This window comes from Microbulbifer mixtoriginis (SeqCode), from assembly GCF_052466865.1.
In genome coordinates, this window is record NZ_CP174293.1 from 2667736 (window position 1) to 2689287 (window position 21552).

Below are 21552 nucleotides of genomic sequence, written 5' to 3' on the forward strand. Positions count from 1 at the left end.
TCTCATAAATCCTTTCGGCGGGACAAAAATAATCGATGAAAACAGCCATGCTATATGAGCTTTCCTTGACCAAATAACCAATCATTTCTGGGATTTCGGCTCTTTTGCGAATCTGTATAATATACGCTGACACTTCTTTTCCAGTCTTATCCAAAAGATAGCTTCTACTTTCGGGTTGCCTGCAGCTGGAGTTAGCGTGCCACTGCGACAGATACTAGCCAACCATAGCCAAATACCGCGGCGCTATAGAGAATCAACAAAATCGGGATTGCAACAGCAGATAAAGTACTAAAGCGCTCAACTTCAATGTATGCATTTTTAGGTGAATGTGGTAGTAGGCGTACTTTAACACTATCGCCTTCCTTATACCTATTCAAAAGATCATGCTCTATATTGTTGTCTTTAAACAATTGAGGGGAACGAAGTAATGGCGTGTCAGAGTAGAATTTTTCTTCCTTGTATTCATATTCAAACTCAATTTGTGCTTCGTAGATTCTTTGACCTTCCGTGTTCGCAAAATTTTTCAATTTAGATTTAGTAACTGTTGCGTCAATTAAGGGCAAAGAAGCCCACTTTTTCTTTACCCTTAGATAGACAAAGGTTTGGCAAAATCCGAGGCCTACGATTACTATCAATCCTACGTACTTAATAACCCCAAACATCATTTTTTCACTCTAAGAAACGCAACATTTATATAGTGGCCACCAAGACAACTGTTTCCTACTTTTAAATAGGCTACTGCTATGGCGAAAAATGGAAAATGGTCGTTATGCCCAATATTTACTGCTAACCAATCTAATAAGTTAATGGTTATTAGGGATTTATCCTTAACTCTATGAGTTTCTCAGGACAAATCAAACACTTTTCCGAAAGATGCTGGACTTTTTTGTCAAAAATGAAACAGGCTCAGATCATCTTTTGTTGTCTTTCGGCGGCGTTACATTGTGCAAGAGAATATTTCCAGGGTTCGCGCTAACCCATGGATTTATGCAGACCTCAAAAAAAGAAAGCGCGCCATTATGTTAGGCATCCCCCCTGAAAGCAAGTAATTATGTGGACTAGAGGGGGATTTGAGAGACTATTGGTTCAATACTTTGGTGCTGTTCATTTGCATATAGGACGGCAGGCGGCGGCTTATGTTATTGGTGGCGTCAATTAGATATAACCACCCAACTTTTAAATTCAAACGATATATTTATTCTACGTTACACACGCTCAAGCGTTGCTGCTTCCAAAAACAGCTTAATTGCTGTGAAAGTTGTTCACCACTCTTACTTGTTTGGATTTGCCAATGTTTGGGATAAAGGTTTTGATAAAACATATCCGCAAAACGGTAGTCAGCTAAAATAATCACGCCCCGATCTGACTCAGTGCGAATCACTCTTCCCGCTGTCTGCAATATCCGAGTCATGCCGGGATAGCGGTAGGCAATATCAAACCCATTGACCGCTGAGGGGGTCTGTGGGTGCTCCGCCGACTGTCGTAGCAGTTCTTGCTCTTCATTTACTTGGGGAAGACCCGTACCTACGATAATTGTGCCAATCAATTTCTCCCCGACAAAATCAACGCCCTCAGCAAAAACGCCGCCCATAATGGCAAAACCCAGGCTCTGTGCACCCTCACTAAATGAGGCCAGGAAGGCTTCTCTTTCGCGATCACTGGCGCCTGGCGTCTGTTGTAGCGGCTGTATTTCCGGATAATCCTTCTGGAAATGCTCTACGACCATTTGCAGAAAGCGGTAAGAGGGGAAAAACACCAGGTAATTGCCAGGACGGCTGAAGTAAACTCGGGCAATCAAGTCCACTAGTGCTGGGAGTGCACTTTTCCGAGCCTGATAGCGGGTATCCACAAAAGGACAAAGAAAAACCCCCTGGTGGGAAGGCTCAAAAGGTGATGGCAGCATCAAGTAAGGCGTTTCTGGCTCAATCCCAAGCTGTTCAGTGACAAACTGTGTGGGGCGTAGGGTGGCTGAGAAGAAAATAGCTCCATGAAACTGGGCGCAAGATTCCTGTAGGAAACCCGCGGCATTCATACACATCAGCTTTAGTTGATGTTCCTGCCAGGGGGCGTCCCGATCGATCAAACGGGTCAGGGCCTGGTGTTGACCAGAAAGAATTTGTTCTATGCAGGCGTATCGATAAAGACTTTTCAACCATTCCCCGATCTCTTCAGGGGGGAATTTTCCCTGTTCAGATAATTCACTCAGTGTATCTAGCACCTTCTGGATAGCGCGAGATACAGTTGCAGGGCGATCCTCTTCGGAATCCAGCGGGCTACACCAGGCTTGTACATTTTGGCTTGAGCGTATTTCCTTATAGAGGTTTTGCTCTTGAAACCGTTTGCTCCATTGATCAAGTGCGCGTACCAGGGATTGGATACGCCGGTACAACTGTGGGTGGTTGCTTTTACAGGCCAGGGCCGCGCGGCGACTATCCCTGCGGCTCAAGCTAGCGCTGTACATTTCCCGTGCCCGCTCGCTTAAGTTGTGCGCTTCATCTACTAATAGTGCGCGCTTGTAACGCGGATCTTGTAGTGTGGAAATATGCACCAAGGGATCAAAGACGTAATTGAAGTCACAGACCACCACATCGGCCCAGGGCAGCATTTGCAAGGACAACTCAAAAGGGCACAGATGCCACTGATCTGCAACCTTCGCGAGCGCTTCCGGTGTGATCCAGGGTTGCCCCAGCAGTTGTTTGCGCGCTTGCGGCAGGCGGTCGTAAAAGCCCTGTGTGCGAGGGCAGGTGCCTTCATCATCGCGACTACACAAACCCAGTTTACAAGCGCAGGTCTTATCACGCGCACTTAGCTCCAGTAGTGAAAGCTTTAGCCCAACTCCATGTAGCTTAGCGATAGTCTCTCGCACCACCTGCCTGCCAGAGGTTTTCGCCGTGAGGTATAGCAGCTGGTCCAGCTTTTCCTCACCAAGGGCTTTGATAGCGGGGAACAGTGTACTAATGGTTTTGCCAATACCAGTGGGCGCCTCCACAACCAGTTGTCCTGCATCCCTAAGGCAGCGATAAGCGGATACCGCCAGCTGGCGCTGACCGGGTCTGTAATCAGGGAAGGGGAACGAGAGGCTTTTTGCTGTTTGAATCACTTGTTGCCGATGCGCTTGCCAGGACCTATGCCAATGGATATACAGACTGAGGGCATCTCCAGCAAAACTTTCCAAAGCCTCCCAGTTGAACAGGCTTTGCTCCGGGTAGGACTTTTTCTCTTTGAGGTTGTACCAGACCATCTGCAGTGAGACCTCTTCAACCGAACTCCCTTTTTGGCGCTGCTGTAGCAAATAGCAGAAACCGTAAATTTTAAGCTGAGCCCAATGGTATAGGCGGGTGGTCTCGGGAAGCCTATCTGGATGGCAATAGGTGGTTTTGATTTCATCCAGTTGTGCCGGCTGGTGCAAGTCAGCTTGCGGATGAAGGATATCGACCCGTCCCTCCAAGAGGATATCCTGGCCTGAGCACTCCAGCTGAACCTGTAAACGGTATTCCGCTTCTGCGCCTTTGGGGCGACGTTTTTGCAGTTTTTGGTGAGCGCGAATGCCCTCCTGGGCGGTTGGGCCTGGCCCGCCGGTATGGATCAAATCCCCTCTGCGGCAAGAGAAAGCCACTAATTCACCCACAGATAACTTTAGGGGAGAGGCGCTTGCGGAGGTGTCATGCTCCTCAGTAGGCTCCGCCAGTAGCCCTGCAACTGTAGGCTTACCCCTCAAGGCTGTAACCATTCCACATGTATCACCCGGTGGGGAATATTGTGAGCGGCAAAGAAAGTCAGCCAGCGCTGCTGGTTTTGCTGTAAGCGATCACCGGGGCCCTTGACCTCCAACAGCTTATAACTTCCTTTTTTAGGAAACAGAATCAGATCTGGCAGGCCATTGCGGTGATGATTGATATCACCGAGTAAACGTTGAAATAGTGCGTGCCAATGTTCAGCAGGAATACGATCCAGGGTCAGCTCCAGCAGTTCCTGGGATAGTGCTTCCCAGGCTACCAGAGGATTGGCAATACCCTGTTTTTCACGGTAGGTTTGCATAACCCGCAGCTTTAGCGAGCTTTGACAAAGCTCCGACAGCCGCGATTCAAACAAGCTCTGGCGTGATGAGTAAAAATTTGGGCTACGGAAATCACTGGGGGCTATTTGGAAGGGGTTATAAAAGGCACCTGGCACTGAAGCAAAGAGAATGTCCCAGATATAGAGGCCCAGTACCCCATTGAATAGACTGTTCTCTACATAGTGGCAAACACCTTCTTCCTGCCTTGCCACTTCCGCAGCTGCCAGAATTTCTACTCTTTCTGGGGCCTGGGGTAGGGTAAATATTTCTTGCGGTGGCTGATAAGGCTGGGGATTCTTCCAAGCTTGAGCACAGCCTATGCGCTTGGCCGTGCGATACCCAAAACTCTCGGCAAAACATCGTTCGGCCTCATTGAGGGGAGATTCGAGAATTTCACGGCATAGGGAAAGCGCCTGATCGAAATTACCACGCTTTGCGGCAATTCTCGTCCGGCGTTCACGGGCAGGCGGCTGCGCACAATCCTGATAGAGTCTCTCTGCAGCTTCCAACTGATCCAGTCTTTCCAGTTGTCGCGCCATCTTCAGGCGTAGACGATCCACTCGCCTGGCCAGAGTCAAATCTCCAGGAATGCCAGCGGGTAATTGACCAGTCAGTTTATGGATTCCGCCGGCATCACCAGAGAGTACCTCCTCAGCTTGTTCAAGGCAGCTGTAATAGAGTAAGTACTGCTCAATCTGCTCTCGACTCTGGAAGGGCAGCTGGTGACTATCTAATGGGTAGGGCTCATATTGGTATAACCCCAGGTCCTTCAGCACGTATTCTGTAAGGCCCTGGTTCAGATTGCCAAAAAAACAAAGCTGAAAGGTTTGAAAGCACTCGGCCCTTTGAAGTGCAAGCAATGCCTCATCGGCCATTAACCGTTTTCGCCATTCAAAGGAGGCCGCCAATAAAGCTTCCTCTAACTCTCCCCGTTTTAGGGACTTGCGTAGGCCAGCAGGCCCCGCTGAGAACAATTCCGCCTTGGTAAACAGCGCTATAAGTTCGCGGTCTGCCAGGGGTGGACTCCTTTTCAAAAAACCAGCAGAGCAAAGAGAGTCAATGGCCTCACCAAGATCGTCAATTTCTCTGTAAGACAGTTTTCCCTCTCTGAACAGTGCTCCCAAAGATGATGGAATACCCTTACGGGATAGCAGCCGAACATAAAGACGCTGACTGTCAGCATCGAGCTCGTAGAACTCACGATAAAAGTTAATCTCAGCAGGGGAAAGTAGCTGCTTGTAGCGGGACACTACAAAATCAACCAAGGCCCGGAAATTGGTCAAATAGTAGTCAGGTGCTAGCTCGATAGTGGCGGCCATGATACGGGCAATAATGTGTCAACAATAAATCGTGGTGGGTAATATTGATATAAGAGCTGTATGGTTATACAGCATATCATTTCTGGAAACAAAACCATAGGCTGACTTTACGGACATATAAGAAACACAGCAGCAGTAAGCTTTGAATGATTCTGAGTAGCTTCCTCGTTGGTTAAAGTATCAATACTTCAAGAGACTATCGATCAAGCTATAACAGAAGGAGTGTTTTTGAGAAGGAGTGAGAGCCAATAAGGAATAAACTTAAATAGGTGAGTTGAGACACTCAACGATTTACCCATGGGTATGGAAATAGCCTTGTAAATATGTTTGTTAATAGGAGGGGAAAATTGCCCCTCCTATTCAGCTAAAAAGCTATGTAAAACTCAAGAAGCTTGAATTGAGGTTTTACTTTGATGCGCACTCGATCTGGGAACCTGTACTCTATATTCTGGGAACATATTTACGGTAACAGTAAAATCACACTTAGTAGGACCAGCAACGTGCTTCAGGCCCCACCAGTATTTTATTTTAACGGTTTCGCCTGGGGCGATGGGGTGACCGTAGCTTACAAAACCATCTTCTATGGGAGTACCTACTGAATTACACAGGTATGCATCCCAGGTCATACCATTGTCATCGAGATCTAAGAATACTTTGGCGTCGAGGATAGGAAATTTTCCAGTATTTTTGAGTTCTATAAGCCCCTGAATATAACTTCCTTCTGTAGAGTCCTCGATACCAGTCCATGCAGCCCAGTGAAAACTGGTGGCCTCAAGACTATCAGAAATAAATGGCTTATCTGTATCCCAACCTTCAACATGACCAATATTTGACATGATTAATCCTTTTCTTCAGAAATATCATTAAAAAATTAATGACTGCAAGTGGGTACCGCCTATTTTTAAAAACGAAAGCATGAGAAGAGGGGAAGCAAAACAATAGCAAATCAAAAAACACGAGATATATGTTCTGGGCTTTACCCTAAGATCCCTGCTCACTGTGCACCTCTTGGTGCACAAGCGGAGTATTGGGGCCATAAAAGTTGAGATCAACCCTTAAATATTAGATGGGCAATAGTTGCGAGAATAACAACGCCAAAATTTTTACTGGGTGGAGTATGCATGCCATATAAAGCAGTCTTTGATCAGCAGCCTGGCATTGCGCCGGCAACAATTGACCGTCTTAAAGGCTGCAAAACTAAAGTAAATTCCAGCAAGGCATCCAGGGCTATGATTTTGCAGGCACGCAAATAGAAAAAATCGTCTAACTCTTATTTAATATACCGAAAAACTTTACGGTACCTAAAAATAATAAACCAAAGAAATAGGGCTAATGGTGTAATCATTAATACAGCCATTTGGTTTTTTAATACCGCCATATTCATTGTGATGATCACAGTCCCCAATTCATAGATATCGGTGGCAATGATCACAGGAAGGAAAAACGCCCAAAATCTCGCGCTGCCAATTTTTTTGGCAAAAGCCAACCCAAAGAAACCCACAAAATAAGTGGTATAGATGATCAGGCTTGCTATCAACCACCAGATCGACTGATTGTATTCATTGTAAGCAAAGGCTTCATACTGAGAGATCACTTCTATCGGAACCAGAAGAAAAAACAATACCTTCCAGAGTACACTTGGCTTGTAGATTAAAGATTCATTACCAAGAGCACTCTCTGGGGCCCGGTAGAGTTCCTGCATGAAACATCCCTATTGTTATTACTTTGCAGTTCAATAAAGCTTATGTTACTAACACAAGATCCTTGAAGCTTCCCGAAGAAGGAGCCTATTAGTGGGCGCCTCAATCAACGAGAGGGCGCAGAGGATATTCTGATCCCAGGCAAAGTCAACTAATTCAATCCCCATTTTCATAACAATGCGAAATCAACCTGAAAACTCTTGTTTTTAGTCAAATTCATACTGTTTGAATACAGAAAAACCGAGGAAAAATCGGGGCAATACCTATTAGGTGGTAAATTTCTGTGACGATAAACGCAAAGTCAGGTTTTAACCTTTGGTGACATAAGTTACAGGTTTAATGCATTTCCACTTCACGGAATCATTCTTTTTATTCGCCCGTTTATTAAATACTAAAGGCCACCTTGACCATCACCCCGTTGGCTCAGGCCGACTCCAAATCCAGATTAGCCCACAACCGATGCCGCCAACAGCGAAAAAAAGTAAATACAGATTGGAAATGTGATGAACGGCAAGAGCCATAGAAAGTGCCATGGTCAGCGTAGCCAGTAGTTTGGTTCTCCTACTGATGTAACCACTACGCCAGGTTCTTAATAGGTGACCAAATAAGTGATGTTCCTCAATCCATTGATGCAGCCGTTCAGAGCTTTTAGAGGCCGCCCAGGCACCAACAACAATAAATACGGCAGAGGGTAACCCAGGCAGGATGGCACCAATAATTCCGACAAGCATAAAGAAACAAGCCACGGCCCCCCATAGCCAACGCATCCACCCTTTGGCTAACGGAGGGGTTTCCATGTCAGGCACTTCTTCATTATGTTGACTCAACCTGAATCTCCAGTTTTAAAATCCGTTAAACAGATAAAACAATGGCTATTAGCAGCTATCTGCTCACTATATCAAAGAGGCACTAATGAGTGACACCTGCAACTTGCATTCTTACTGCGGAGCTTGGCTCTCAATATACAGTTGTGGGACTGGCAAGATTGTTACAAAGGCAACCATTGTTGTTTTCTAATGTGCTACAGGGGCGCGTCTTCATACTTTTATTAATAATCTGTAATGTCTAGCATGATAAAAAGGACTGCCTAAAAACTGTCGTCATCAATGCTCTTAAACAGAAGAAAATAACAATACGACTTTCTTCCCTTATGCCTGTAACCCAGTGTTGAAAAACACTTCTGCTTTAACACTACACTGATTAACAAAGCCGCTATCGGCTACCAAGCTGCATGTTTTATTATTGAGCATTAAGCACTATGGATTATCGGCTACAAGCGCCCGATCTGGAGTGCCTTATACAAGCAATCCGTGATAGAGGATACCTGCTGTACGGGCCCAGATTGACCGATGGAGCCATCACATACGGCGAAGTTCACTCACTCTCAAATCTGCCTCAAGGCTGGACCGATGAGCAGCAGGCTGGGCAGTACCGAGTTAAGCGCCGGGAAGATGAAGCTTACTTTGGCTATGCCGTAGGGCCTCACTCCTGGAAGAAATACCTGCAATTACCCCGCCGGCCCATATGGAAGGTCTCCAAGCAACATCAAACCATAGAAATCGTTGAGATTCAGGATTCAGCCCCAAAGCAGGCATTCCTGGGAGTTCGAAGCTGTGAGCTGCACGCCATTGCTATCCAGGATCGTATCCTGTGCCAGGGGGAATATCCCAGTGAGAGTTACCACCAAAGGCGGAAACAGTTGTTTACCGTTGCGGTGAATTGCACCTCGGCAGCAGATACCTGCTTTTGTACTTCGATGAATACCGGTCCAGAGGTCACTTTGCCCAGCGATCTCACCTTGACAGAGGTGATTGAAGCCGGGGAGCACTTTTTTCTGATCAGCAGTGGCTCGGATGCCGGTAAGGAAATTATTGAGCAACTCCCCTTGCTTCCAGCAAGTGAGGGGGAAAGTAAACTGGCTAAATGTAAGGTGAAGCGCCTTGAGGAGGAAATGCGGCGTGGACCACGCCAGTTCGATAGCTCAGATTTGAAAGAGCTACTCTATAGAAACCTCGATAGCCCGAACTGGGATAAGGTCGCTGATCGCTGTCTATCTTGTGCCAACTGCACCATGGCCTGTCCAACCTGTTTTTGCTCCACCGTTGAGGACACCACCGATCTCAGTGGCGAACATGCTGAGCGCTGGGAGCGTTGGGATTCCTGCTTTACAGCAGATCTCAGTCATATTACCGGCGGCTCCGTACGCGCCGATACCCGGTCACGCTACCGGCAATGGATGACTCACAAACTGGCCAGCTGGCACGACCAATTTGACAGCTCTGGTTGCGTGGGCTGTGGTCGCTGCATCACTTGGTGCCCTGTGGGTATCGACCTCACCGAAGAGGTCCGAAATATCCGAGCCCTGGATCAAAAACAGACGCCCAGCCAGGAGTCACCATGAAGACCATTGCCGATCTTCTTCACGAGCATCCTTTCTTTCAAGGTTTGGCAGAGAGTGATCTGCAGTTTCTGGCTTCCTGCGGTGAGAACTGTATTTATCACAAGGGCGACTACCTGGCGCGGGAAAATAGTCAGGCAAACCACTTTTTCCTAATTCGCAGTGGCCGGGTAGCAGTAGAGACTTTTGTTCCCAATCGCGGCCCCCTGTGCCTGCTCACACTCCATGGCGGTGATATTTTCGGGTGGTCCTGGCTGTTTCCTCCCTATATCTCTGCTTTTGATGCCCGCGCCATGGAAGATGTTCGCAGCCTGCGCCTGGGCGGGGAATGCTTGCGCAATAAATGCGAACAGGAACCTAAACTGGGTTTTGAGCTGATGAAGCGCTTTGCGCGAATTGCTACTGAACGGCTGCAGTCCGCACGTATTCAATTGCTGGATATTTACGGCCCAGATCACCAGGGCCACCCAACATGATCCCCTCCGTTTACCGGGTGTGCCAGCGGCGCGTGGAATATCCGGGGACTTTCACATTGCAGCTGGAAGCTAAGAACGGTAGGCGGCATAAGCCACCGATGAATTTTGCTCCCGGTCAGTTCAATATGTTGTACGCCTTTGGTACCGGAGAATCCGCCATTTCCTTTAGTGGACTGGGGAGCGAGGACGGCAAGCTCATCCATACCATTCGCGCCCAGGGGAATGTCACCCGGGCCCTAGAGCGCCTACAGGAGGGAGACACTTTAGGTGTAAGGGGGCCTTTCGGCATCGGTTGGCCTCTAGATACTGCCGCTGGCAAAGATCTTTTGATTATTGCCGGCGGTCTCGGACTGGCGCCGTTGCGCCCAGTAATCTATGCGGCGCGGCGGGAGCGACTTACCGCACGCGAGGTGCGTCTCTTTTATGGTGCCAGGCGCCCAAGTGAATTGCTGTATAGAGAGGAGCTCGCTCAGTGGAGCACCCAGCTCGAGCTTGAGACTTCGGTAGATCACGGTGATGGCTCCTGGCCTGGGCATATTGGTGTGATTACCGATCCTTTACAGGCCGCACAAATAGATGGCGCCAACTCGGTGGCGTTTCTGTGCGGCCCTGAAATTATGATGCGCTTTTGTATCCAGGTTTTGGTGCGCAAAGGTGTGCCAGCGTCCTCTATCTATCTATCCATGGAGCGCAATATGAAATGCGCCATCGGTCTCTGCGGACACTGCCAGTGGGGTCCAAACTTTATTTGTAAGGATGGCCCTGTTTTTTGCTATGAGGATATTCGCCCATGGCTGCAGATTCGCAGCTTATAAGCCGACAGCCCTACAAACCCAAACTGGCGGTCTGGAAATTCACCTCCTGTGATGGCTGCCAACTCAGCTTGTTGGACTGTGAGGATGAGCTGTTGCTGTTGGGGCAGGAAGTGGAGATCGCCTATTTTATGGAGGCCTCCAGCAAGGTAGAAGAGGGGCCTTACGATATCTCCCTGGTGGAGGGCTCCATTACGACACCCGCCGACCTGTTGAGAATTCAGGAGGTGCGGCGTCAGTCAAAGTTCCTGGTAAGTATTGGCGCCTGTGCCACTGCCGGCGGTATCCAGGCACTGCGCAATTTTGCCGATGTCGTCGAGTTTACTTCTGTGGTTTACGCCGAGCCCTCTTACATTCACACCCTAAAAGAGTCCACCCCCATTGCCGCCCATGTGCCAGTGGACTTCGAGTTGCAGGGCTGCCCGATCAACAAACTGCAACTGTTAGAGGTCATCAGTGCTTTTCTGAATTCTCGTGCACCTCAGGTTTCCAGTCATTCAGTGTGTATCGAATGCAAACTTAAGAACAATGTCTGTGTATGGGTAGCCCATGGCACCCCCTGCATGGGGCCGGTAACCCATGCTGGTTGTGGCGCGCTTTGCCCCAGTTACAACCGCGGTTGCTATGCCTGCTATGGCCCGAAGGAGAACCCTAATGGTGAATCCCTGTGTCACTGGTGGGAACAAAATTTAGGAACAGACAGATCTACCGTCATTGAAAATCTACGTAATTTCAATAGCTTATCACCTCATTTTAAAGAAATTAGTCAAGATAGAGAGCATCGCCAAAAGGGAAAATCCTAACGGGTAGAGCAACTAATGGCCGGTAAAAGTAAAACCATCAAAGTCGATTATTTGGCACGCGTTGAAGGCGAGGGTGCACTCTATATACGCTACGACGATCATGGCGTGCACGAAGTGCAGTTAAAGATCTTTGAGCCCCCACGCTTCTTTGAAGCCTTTTTGCGGGGGCGCGATTACACAGAAGCACCGGATATCACCGCCCGTATTTGCGGCATTTGCCCAGTGGCCTATCAAATGAGCGCGCTGCACGCCATGGAGAACGCACTGGGTCTGGTTCCTACTGAGCCCCTGAGAAATTTGCGCCGTTTGCTCTACTGTGGAGAGTGGATCGAAAGCCATATGCTGCATATCAGCATGTTGCATGCACCGGACTTTCTCGGCTATCCCAATGCCGTGGCCATGGCCAAAGACCACCCAGAAGTTGTTCAGCGGGCGTTGGAAATCAAGAAAACTGGAAATGCGTTGGTGCGTCTGCTTGGGGGTAGGGAGGTCCACCCAATCAACGTGCGCGTAGGGGGCTTTTATCGAGTGCCCAGCCTGGAGTCCTTTCAAGCACTGCGCCCCCAATTGTTAGAAGCCCACAATCTGGCAGAACTCATGACGCGTTGGGCGGCGGGTCTGCCATTTCCCCATTGTGAGCAATCCTATGAATGCGTCGCCCTGTCCAACCCCAGTGAATACCCCATGAATGTGGGGCGTATTGTTTCCAATCGCGGGCTGGATATTTCGGTAAAGGACTACGAAAAACATTTTCGCGAACAGCAGGTACCGCACAGTACGGCATTGCACAGTATATTGATCGAGCGGGGCGCCTACCTTGTCGGGCCCATGGCGCGCTACAATCTCAACTACCCCCAACTCTCGGGAGAAGTGAGAAGCCTTGCCGAGGCGTTGGGCTTCCGAGCCCCCTGTAATAATCCCTTCAAAAGTATTGTGGTGCGCTGCCTGGAGGTACTCTACGCCCTGGAGGAAGCAGTGCGCCTTATCGATGCGTTTCAACCCCCCGATGAGTCCTACCTGGCTGTAGAACCCAGAGCGGCTAGTGGCTGTGCCGCTACCGAAGCCCCTCGCGGACTGCTCTATCACCGCTACGCCATGAATGAGCAAGGCAAAATTACTTTTGCCAAGATCGTCGCTCCTACCTCTCAAAATCAAAAAACTATCGAAGATGATCTACGCCTGATGCTGCCAAAATTCATGCACCTGCCCGAGCAACAATTACAGGGTTTATGTGAGCGCGCCATTCGCAATTATGACCCCTGTATTTCCTGCTCAACCCATTTCCTGCAGCTACATTTGCAACATGAGCCAAAAAGAATCTCCTGAGCGCTGGCTGCTGGTCAGCCTTGGCAATCGCTTCCGGGGAGACGATGGTGTGGGGCCCTATCTGCTCGACAAGCTGCGTAGCCAATTAAAAGGAAGCGCAGATTTTCTGGAGAGCGGCAACGACATGGTAACCCTTGTGGGGCATTGGAAAGATCGTCAGGTCTGCCTGGTAGATGCGATTTTGTCCGATGAGCAAAAATCGGGCGAACTAATCCGTGCTGATGGTCTGGCCGATATTATCGCGCCCAGTAACTGCACGACCTCCAGCCACGGCTTTAATCTCAGAGAAGCGATCGACTTGGGCAGAGTGCTGGGAGCATTGCCTCGCAGGCTGGAAATTTTTTCCATCTGTGCCGAGAACATCAGCTCCTGTGATCGTCTCACTGCCGCAGTGAAGTTGGGCGCGGAGCGTGCCGAGCAGGAGCTACTTGCGTTTCTACAAGGCGATAACGGACAAAGCTGACAACGGAGGCCAGTGATGCATGAACAGTCCTTGATCAGCAATCTGATCGAAAAAATACAGCAACTTGCCGAGAATGAAGGCGCCAGGGTAGTGGGTGCCAAGCTGCGCCTAGGTGCCCTGGCTCATATATCTGCCCCACATCTAAGGGAACATTTCGAACAGGCAACTTTCGGGACCAGCCTGGAAGGATTGCAACTGGAAATTGAAGAGCTCACCGATATTCACCATGCCGAAGCCCAGGACATTATCCTGGAAAATCTGCAATTTGAGGCCAGTGATGGACAATGAGCGTCGCCGGCTAGCGATTAAAGGCCTGGTACAGGGCGTAGGGTTTCGACCCTATATTTATCGCTTGGCGCGGGATTGCCGACTGACCGGCTGGGTTGCCAACCATAGTGGTGGATTACAGTTGGAGGTTGAGGGAAAAAGCACAGGCATCGAGAAATTCCTGCAGCGGTTGCCTCTGGAAAAGCCGCCGCACAGCCTGATACTCAGTATTGATAGTGAGGTAATTCCTGCCGAGGGTGACAGCGATTTTGAGATTCGAGAAAGCACCGTTACCGCCGCACAATCTACCCTGGTTCTGCCAGATATAGCTCCCTGTAACTCTTGCCAGGCCGAATTGCAGGATTCCCGTAACCGCAGGCACAAATACCCATTCATCAACTGCACGCACTGCGGCCCGCGCTTTAGCATCATTGATAAGATGCCCTATGATCGCGCCAACACTGCAATGGATCAGTTTCCTCAATGCGCCAAATGCCAAGCTGAATACACCAATCCCGAAGACCGCCGTTTTCACGCCGAACCCAATGGCTGTCCAGAATGTGGCCCACAGCTGCAGCTCTGTGATAGCAAAGGCAAGGTGCTTCTCACCGGCCTGGCAGCCTTGAATGAGACGTTCGCCAGCCTGGCCAGTGGAAAAGTTGTTGCGTTGAAAGGTGTAGGGGGGTTCCAACTATTGGTAGATGCCGGCAATAGCCAGGCATTACAGACATTACGCAAACGCAAGCAGCGCCCACACAAACCTTTTGCCCTGTTGTATAGCTCTTTATCGGCAGCGCGACGTGATTGCCGGATTTCGGAGTTGGAGGCAAAACTGCTTACTTCACCGGCACGCCCCATCGTACTACTGGAAGCAAAACCGGAAGCGAATGCCAGGGTACACGAGCTGGTAGCGCTGGGTTCACCAGATCTGGGGGTGATGTTGCCAGCCTCACCACTGCACCTACTCCTTGCCGAAGAGTATGCGGCCCCCCTTGTCGCCACCAGCGGCAATTTGGCTGAAGAGCCAATTTGCATTGAAAATACGGAGGCTTTGCGGCGCCTTGGCAAAATTGCCGACCGTTTTTTACTGCATAACCGCCGCATAGTGAGGCCATTGGATGACTCGGTACTGCGCGTAGTAGAAGACCGCCCCTTGATGTTACGCCGTGCACGTGGCTATGCCCCACTACCCATTACCCAGGCAAAACTGTCACAACAGGCACTCACTCAATCCTATTTAGCCCTGGGAGCAGATTTAAAAAATTCCGTGGCGCTGTCCCACAATGGTTGGATTTATCAGAGCCAACATATTGGCGACCTGAGTAGCGCCACCGCAATTGAGCACTTTGACCGCACGATTGCGGACCTCACTGGCTTACAACAGCGTCGACCGCAAACGCTGATCCACGACCAGCACCCAGGCTATAGCTCTCATCGCTGGGCACTGCAACAGCAGGCTCCACGCCTGGGGGTACAACACCATGTTGCCCATCTGTTTTCCTGTATGGCCGAACACGGTCACAGTGGTGCCGCACTTGGCGTCTGCTGGGACGGCACTGGCTATGACAGCAGCGGCATAGTGAGGGGCGGGGAGTTCCTCCTCTGGGACGGTAAATCGCAAGTAGAACACGTCGCCAGCCTGCGCACATTTCCCCTGCCAGGTGGAGAAAAAGCCGTGCGCGAACCACGGCGGGCTGCGGCGGGCCTGCTATATGAAATTTCCGGATACATGGCGCTGCAACACCAGCTGCTCAAGCGCTGCTTTACCCGCAGTGAACGCCGTAACCTGGTCACCATGCTGGAAGGTGAGGTCAACAGCCCTCTATGCAGCAGTGCCGGGCGCCTGTTTGATGCAGTGGCCGCACTGTTGGGGCTATGTAGCCAGTCGAGCTATGAGGGGCAGGCCGCCATGGTGCTGGAACATAGTGCCCGAGGAATTCAGAGTAGTGACAGCTATCCATTCGACCTGTATCAGCGTCAAAGCAAGTGGGAGCTGGACTGGGCCCCCTGTATTAGCGCCTTGATACACGATGAAGGGAAGTCGCTGCCGCAGCGGGCTGCGGCTTTCCACAATACCTTGGCAAATATGATTCTGGCAGTGGTCAGTGAGATCGGGGAGCGTCAGGTCTTTCTCTCCGGCGGTGTTTTCCAAAACCGAAGACTAACGGAACGCACCGCGACACTGCTGCGTGAGCGGGGATTTACCGTGCATTGCCACAGCCAGGTCCCCCCCAACGATGGCGGTATTGCTCTTGGGCAACTTCACTATGCCCACTGCATGGCTGCAGCCGGACAACTTGCGGGGGATTAAGTGGGCATGTGCTTAGGTATTCCTGGCCTTATTGAAGAGATCACAGATAATTCCCCCCTCGAACGCCTGGGCAAGGTACGTTTTGGCGGCATAGCCCGGCAAGTCAACTTATCCCTGGTGCCAGATGCCGGCGTTGGCGATTATGTGGTAGTCCATGTGGGTATCGCCATCAGTCAGATACAGGAAGAAGAAGCCGAACGTGTTTTTCGCGACCTGGAATCCCTGAGCGGGCCGAGCGGCCAGGAGTGATGCCGTGAAATTTGTCGATGAATACCGCCAGAGCGAAACTATCCAAAAGATAGCCACAGAAATTCGCAAAGAAACCACGCGCCCCTGGACGATTATGGAAGTATGCGGTGGACAGACTCACGCCATCGTTAAGAATCGCCTCGACCAGTTACTACCGCAAGCAATAGAGTTGGTTCATGGACCGGGCTGCCCGGTTTGTGTGACCCCCCTGGATACCATTGATCGGGCCATTGCCATCGCTGGATTGCCGGGAGTGATTTTCTGTTCCTTTGGCGATATGTTGCGAGTACCCGGGTCAGAACACAGCCTGCTCGATGTGAAAGCCAATGGTGGCGACATTCGCATTATCTATTCCCCCCTACAGGCGGTGAAGATTGCCGAGGACCACCCAACAAAGCAGGTGGTCTTTTTTGCCGTAGGATTTGAAACAACCGCAGCCGCGAATGCCATGGCTGCCACCCAAGCCAAACAAAAGTCGCTTAAGAATTTTTCCCTGTTGGTTTCCCAGTTTTTGGTGACACCGGCCATCGCTTCTATATGCGCCGCCAAGGATACACGTGTGCAGGGATTTCTTGCCGCTGGTCATGTGTGCTCAATAACCGGTTACGAAAGCTATCTGCCCCTTGCCGAAAAGTATCAGGTGCCGATTGTCGTTACCGGCTTTGAACCCCTGGATATTCTTGAAGGATTGTTGATGTGCCTGCGCCAATTAGAGCAGGGCAGTTATCAGGTGGAAAACCAGTATCTAAGAGCGGTAGAGCGAACCGGCAACCGCCCGGCACAAGTGTTACTGAACAATGTATTTAGCGTTTCTGCTCAGTGTTGGCGGGGCCTGGGTGAAATTCCAGCGAGTGGCTTGGCACTTGCTGAAGAGTTTTCAGATCTCGATGCAACAAAGAAATTTGCATTGCCAGAGATCAAACCCCGGGAGCAACACCAGTGTATTAGTGGTGCCATTATGCTCGGCCTCAAAAAGCCCGGCGACTGTCCCCATTTCGGCACAACCTGCCGCCCAGACCACCCCCTGGGCGCCCCCATGGTTTCCTCCGAGGGTGCCTGCTCCGCCTACCACTGCTATAGCCAACAGGTAAAAACCCGTGAATCTTCAATGTCCTCTCCCAACAACCAATAAGGACAGTATCCGCCTGGGGCATGGCAGTGGTGGCGAGATGACCCAGCAACTTCTGAAGGAGTTTATCCAACCTCTGTTCAAAAACACCTGGATCGACCAAGCCCACGACAGCGCTACCTTGCCTTGGGATTCTGATCGCCTGGTATTCACCACCGACTCATTCGTAATTACCCCTTTGTTTTTCCCCGGTGGGGATATCGGCAAATTGGCCGTTTACGGCACCGTCAATGACTTAGCCATGGGCGGTGCCGAGGCAAAATTCTTGAGTTGCAGCTTGATACTGGAAGAAGGGTTGCCGTTCAACACATTAAAAAGAGTGCTGCAATCCATGGCTGGCGCAGCCGAGGAAACCGGTGTAAAGCTGGTTACCGGGGACACCAAGGTCGTGGAGAGAGGCAAGGGCGATGGTATCTATATCAATACCAGCGGAGTGGGTGGCTTGCTGAGTAATCACCCAATAGACCCCAGTTATATCCGCCCAGGTGACAGAATTCTATTGTCCGGGGATATTGGCCGACACGGCATTACCGTTATGGCAAGCCGTGAGGGATTGGAATTCGAAACTGCACTCACCAGTGACTGCGCCCCGCTCAATGCCGCAGTTTCAGCATTGCTCCAGGGCGGTATGCCGCTTCACTGTTTGCGGGATCTCACTCGCGGTGGTCTCGCGACGGCCCTGGTGGAACTGGCCGAAACCAGTGGGCAGGCCTTCGAACTGGATGAAGCGCAGATCCCAGTCTGCGAATCAGTCTACGGAGCCTGCGAAATGCTGGGCCTAGACCCCCTTTACGTGGCCAACGAGGGGCGTTTCGTTGCTGTTATTCCCGCAGAGTACGCTGATCAGGCCAGCGCTATCCTAAGAGAGGAACGGGTAGGGGCATCCTGTGCAATTATTGGGAAAGTCACTGGCAAGCCCAGTGCCCAGGTTATTCTAAAAAACAGCCTGGGGTGTGATCGCCTGTTACAGCGCTTGCCAGGAGAACAGTTGCCAAGAATTTGTTAGCCAATAGCATTTATAAACATCCTGCGGAAACATTGATAGCAGCCTCAACCTCCCTGGCATTGTTCATTTTAATGTCATGCATCGCCCTGATTCCCGCCCCGCAGTTTCGGGTAAGGTTCTGATTAAACTAAGTGCTAGAGCGCGATTAGTTGGCAGTGGCGTTTTGTCACAGCAAGCGGCTGGCTTCATTTTTACTAAGCTTCCCAGTCTAAACGCATGACTATTCATTACTAAGATCAGTCGAAACTAAGCTCAGTCGAAAACTGTGAAAGGTAATCCGATAAAGGTGAACCGTGCTTCAGACAAGGCCTGAGAAAAACTGGCACTCAATGTCCCCAGATGCGGTGTTCTCCGAGCTGAAGACCAGTATGGCCGGAATCAGTGAGGAGGAAGCTGCACTAAGACTGCGAACCGACGGGCCTAACTGCCTGCCAGCACCAGCTCGCAAAGGGTTTCTGCGGCGCTTCTTCTCCCATTTCAACAACCTCCTGATCTACGTCCTGCTCGGGGCGGCGCTTATCACAGGCCTACTACAACACTGGGTAGATACCGGGGTCATCCTGGCGGTGGTTATCGTCAATGCGATTATCGGCTTTGCTCAGGAGGGTAAAGCGGAAAGGGCCATGGATGCTATCCGCCATATGCTGGCTCCACGTGCCGCAGTCCTCCGCAACAATCAGCGGCTCACTGTGGAGGGAGAGAAACTAGTACCCGGCGATATTGTGCTCATTGAGGCCGGTGAAAAAGTGCCTGCCGATTTGCGGCTGTTAAAAACGCACGGTCTGCAGGTACAAGAGGCCATCCTGACCGGGGAATCCATCCCGGTAGAAAAACATACCGATCCGGTAAACACCGATACCCCCTTGGGGGACCGTAGTTGCTTAGCCTATAGCGGAACCACTGTCACCAATGGGCAGGGAGTGGGTGTAGTAGTGGCCACCGCAGCAGAGACCGAGATCGGTCATATCAGTGGCATGCTCGCCAGTGTTGAAACTTTAACCACTCCGTTGGTTGAACAGATGGGTTTCTTCGCCAAATGGCTGGCCCTTTTTATTCTGGCCGTTGCTGCGTTGATCTTCGCCTTTGGGCTGTTTGTATTGCAGCACAATTTTAATGAACTGTTTATGGCCATTGTTGGGCTTTCGGTAGCGGCCATTCCCGCGGGCTTACCGGCAGTTCTAACCATCACATTAGCGGTCGGGGCCCAGGCGATGGCGCGGCGCAACGCCATTGTCAGGCGCCTGCCGGCTATCGAAACCCTGGGATCAGTATCGGTAATCTGTACCGATAAAACCGGGACGCTCACACGCAACGAGATGTGCGTCGCCACAGTAGTTACAGGCGCACAACGCTATAAAGTAGAGGGTGAGGGCTATGAACCGCGGGGTGAAGTCATGCTCGGCGGCGCGCCGGTAGCGATGTCATCCCCACTGCAGGAGTTAGCCCGTGTCGCGGTTCTTTGTAATGACGCCGAGCTCAGAAAAGAGGATGACAACTGGCTCGTGGAGGGTGATCCCATGGAGGGGGCCTTACTGGCCTTCGCAGCAAAGGCGGGAATGAATAGCGGGGAGGTACGCAAGCAGTGGACCCGTACCGATATTATCCCCTTTGATGCACAGCATAAGTTTATGGCCAGCCTAAACCACAACCATGAGAATCATGCACTGATCGCCGTTAAAGGTGCGCCGGAACAGGTTTTGGCAATGTGCAAAACCTATCGCAGCGAGGATGGAGGCTGCGAACCGCTGATGGAGACCTACTGGCGACAAAAGACCGAGGAGGTGGCGGCATTGGGACAGCGTGTCTTGGCGCTCGCCACAAAAGAGGTAAAGCCAGAGCACACGGTGCTGGAGCACTCAGACGTGAAGGGAACTATGACTCTTCTCGGCTTGGTGGGATTGATCGATCCACCCCGTCAGGAGGCTATAACCTCAGTTGCAGAGTGTAGGGGCGCGGGTATTCGAGTGAAGATGATTACCGGCGATCATGTCGCGACCGCAAAAGCCATCGGTCAGCAGATAGGCTTGCAGCGGCCTAACAAAGCCCTAACGGGAGTGGATATCGACAACCTGAATGACGCGGCATTGGCGGCAGAAGTCCTGAAGGTGGATATCTTCGCCCGCAACAGGCCTGAGCATAAATTGCGGCTGGTAACCGCATTGCAGGCCCACGATATGACTGTGGCAATGACTGGCGATGGCGTAAACGATGCCCCCGCTTTAAAACGCGCCGATGTGGGTATTGCCATGGGCCGGGGGGGAACAGAGGCTGCCAAAGAGGCCTCCGAGCTGGTTCTAGCCGATGATAATTTCGCTTCCATCGGCGCTGCGGTCCGTGAGGGGCGCACAGTTTATGACAATATAAAAAAAGTGATTAGCTGGACGCTGCCCACCAACGCAGGGGAAGCCTCAACCATTATTGTGGCGCTGCTCTTTGGCATGGTACTGCCGATAACACCGATCCAAATACTTTGGGTGAACCTGATTACCGCGGTTACGCTTGGTATTGCGCTCGCCTTTGAGCCCACAGAAGAAAATACCATGCACCGCCCACCCCGGTTGCGCGACCAACCGCTCCTTACCAGTGTACTGGTATGGCATATCACATTAGTTAGTACCTTATTCCTGTGTGGCGTATTCGGAATATATACCTACGCCATTCAGCAACACTACTCATTGGAATTGGCACGAACCATGGCCATGAATACATTGGTGGTAATGGAAATTTTCCACCTGTTTTTTATTCGCAATATGTATGGCACCTCTCTCACCTGGAAGGCAGTGCGCGGCACCAAAGTGGTGTGGATGGCAGTCATCATGGTCACTTTGGGGCAATTTGCCATTACCTATGTCCCACTCCTGCAGGAAGTCTTTGCTACTGAGGCAGTGCCACTTTTTGATGGCATTCTGATCGTTGCGATTGGCGTAGCGCTGTTTGTCATTATCGAGATCGAAAAACAGATGCGTATACGCCTTTCCCGCCAGACACAAAGCTTCACTGCCAGGGAAAATTCTTAATTCCGTACCTTGACCTGTTCTCAGCCTGACCAACCCTACAGCCTAAGCCCCGCTTTAATTGGCTCACAATTTGCTGCCTCTTTATGGGTTTATTCTTATTACTAGTGATCAGATGCTCTCAATGTGTGTTGAAAGCCAGCGCAGCTCTACCAAAACTGAAACTTTCAGTGACATAGAGCACATTTTTGCAGGTTGGCAGCAGGGGCAACACCGTCATAG

The 21552-nt window shown here is 50.7% G+C and carries 18 protein-coding genes; 12 read left to right on the forward strand and 6 right to left on the reverse strand.

Going from position 1 to position 21552, the window contains the following annotated elements; translation table 11 throughout:
- Positions 1-191 precede the first annotated feature (191 nt).
- From ACJJJA_RS12115 to ACJJJA_RS12140, 6 genes are all read right to left on the reverse strand, one after another.
- Positions 192-665: a DUF3592 domain-containing protein gene (locus ACJJJA_RS12115; RefSeq protein WP_444904751.1), complete on the reverse strand. Its 474-nt coding sequence runs from the start codon at positions 663-665 to the stop codon at positions 192-194.
- 530 nt (positions 666-1195) lie between these two features.
- The gene (locus tag ACJJJA_RS12120) at positions 1196-3730 is read right to left on the reverse strand and encodes an ATP-dependent DNA helicase (protein ID WP_444904752.1); all 2535 of its coding nucleotides are present in this window, start codon (positions 3728-3730) and stop codon (positions 1196-1198) included.
- A complete protein-coding gene (locus tag ACJJJA_RS12125; RefSeq protein WP_444904753.1) occupies positions 3715-5376 on the reverse strand; it encodes a VRR-NUC domain-containing protein in 1662 nt (553 codons plus the stop codon). The genes ACJJJA_RS12120 and ACJJJA_RS12125 overlap by 16 nt, the downstream gene beginning before the upstream one ends.
- A gap of 383 nt (positions 5377-5759) precedes the next feature.
- A complete protein-coding gene (locus ACJJJA_RS12130) occupies positions 5760-6212 on the reverse strand; it encodes a hypothetical protein (RefSeq protein ID WP_252085917.1) in 453 nt (150 codons plus the stop codon).
- A gap of 434 nt (positions 6213-6646) precedes the next feature.
- Positions 6647-7078: a hypothetical protein gene (locus ACJJJA_RS12135; protein ID WP_444884913.1), complete on the reverse strand. Its 432-nt coding sequence runs from the start codon at positions 7076-7078 to the stop codon at positions 6647-6649.
- Between the two features lie 408 nt (positions 7079-7486).
- On the reverse strand, positions 7487-7903 hold the full coding sequence (locus ACJJJA_RS12140; protein ID WP_444886180.1) for a YbaN family protein: 417 nt from the start codon (positions 7901-7903) through the stop codon (positions 7487-7489).
- A gap of 431 nt (positions 7904-8334) precedes the next feature.
- Here ACJJJA_RS12140 and ACJJJA_RS12145 point away from each other — a divergent pair, with 431 nt between their 5' ends.
- From ACJJJA_RS12145 to ACJJJA_RS12200, 12 genes are all read left to right on the forward strand, one after another.
- The gene (locus tag ACJJJA_RS12145; protein ID WP_444890310.1) at positions 8335-9477 is read left to right on the forward strand and encodes a 4Fe-4S dicluster domain-containing protein; all 1143 of its coding nucleotides are present in this window, start codon (positions 8335-8337) and stop codon (positions 9475-9477) included.
- Positions 9474-9950, forward strand: coding sequence for a cyclic nucleotide-binding domain-containing protein (locus ACJJJA_RS12150; RefSeq protein ID WP_444884910.1), 477 nt, complete (start codon positions 9474-9476; stop codon positions 9948-9950). The genes ACJJJA_RS12145 and ACJJJA_RS12150 overlap by 4 nt, the downstream gene beginning before the upstream one ends.
- The gene (locus tag ACJJJA_RS12155) at positions 9947-10765 is read left to right on the forward strand and encodes an FAD/NAD(P)-binding protein (RefSeq protein WP_444904754.1); all 819 of its coding nucleotides are present in this window, start codon (positions 9947-9949) and stop codon (positions 10763-10765) included. The genes ACJJJA_RS12150 and ACJJJA_RS12155 overlap by 4 nt, the downstream gene beginning before the upstream one ends.
- On the forward strand, positions 10741-11565 hold the full coding sequence (locus tag ACJJJA_RS12160) for an NADH-quinone oxidoreductase subunit B family protein (RefSeq protein ID WP_444904755.1): 825 nt from the start codon (positions 10741-10743) through the stop codon (positions 11563-11565). The genes ACJJJA_RS12155 and ACJJJA_RS12160 overlap by 25 nt, the downstream gene beginning before the upstream one ends.
- Positions 11566-11580: 15 nt before the next feature.
- Positions 11581-12891 carry a Ni/Fe hydrogenase subunit alpha gene (locus tag ACJJJA_RS12165; RefSeq protein ID WP_444904756.1) on the forward strand — a complete coding sequence of 437 codons (1311 nt, stop codon included), beginning with the start codon at positions 11581-11583 and terminating at the stop codon, positions 12889-12891.
- Positions 12869-13354, forward strand: coding sequence for a hydrogenase maturation protease (locus ACJJJA_RS12170; RefSeq protein WP_444886183.1), 486 nt, complete (start codon positions 12869-12871; stop codon positions 13352-13354). Before ACJJJA_RS12165 ends, ACJJJA_RS12170 begins: the two co-directional genes overlap by 23 nt.
- 15 nt (positions 13355-13369) lie before the next feature.
- Positions 13370-13642: a hydrogenase/urease maturation nickel metallochaperone HypA gene (locus tag ACJJJA_RS12175; RefSeq protein WP_444884905.1), complete on the forward strand. Its 273-nt coding sequence runs from the start codon at positions 13370-13372 to the stop codon at positions 13640-13642.
- Positions 13632-15932, forward strand: coding sequence for a carbamoyltransferase HypF (gene hypF / locus ACJJJA_RS12180; RefSeq protein ID WP_444904757.1), 2301 nt, complete (start codon positions 13632-13634; stop codon positions 15930-15932). Before ACJJJA_RS12175 ends, hypF begins: the two co-directional genes overlap by 11 nt.
- A gap of 6 nt (positions 15933-15938) precedes the next feature.
- Positions 15939-16181: a HypC/HybG/HupF family hydrogenase formation chaperone gene (locus tag ACJJJA_RS12185; protein WP_444905242.1), complete on the forward strand. Its 243-nt coding sequence runs from the start codon at positions 15939-15941 to the stop codon at positions 16179-16181.
- A gap of 4 nt (positions 16182-16185) precedes the next feature.
- Positions 16186-17313, forward strand: a complete 1128-nt coding sequence (gene hypD, locus ACJJJA_RS12190) for a hydrogenase formation protein HypD (RefSeq protein WP_444904758.1) — start codon at positions 16186-16188, stop codon at positions 17311-17313.
- Positions 17279-18316, forward strand: a complete 1038-nt coding sequence (gene hypE / locus ACJJJA_RS12195) for a hydrogenase expression/formation protein HypE (RefSeq protein WP_444904759.1) — start codon at positions 17279-17281, stop codon at positions 18314-18316. The genes hypD and hypE overlap by 35 nt, the downstream gene beginning before the upstream one ends.
- A gap of 293 nt (positions 18317-18609) precedes the next feature.
- Positions 18610-21333 carry a cation-transporting P-type ATPase gene (locus ACJJJA_RS12200; RefSeq protein ID WP_444904760.1) on the forward strand — a complete coding sequence of 908 codons (2724 nt, stop codon included), beginning with the start codon at positions 18610-18612 and terminating at the stop codon, positions 21331-21333.
- The last annotated feature ends 219 nt before the right edge of the window (positions 21334-21552 follow it).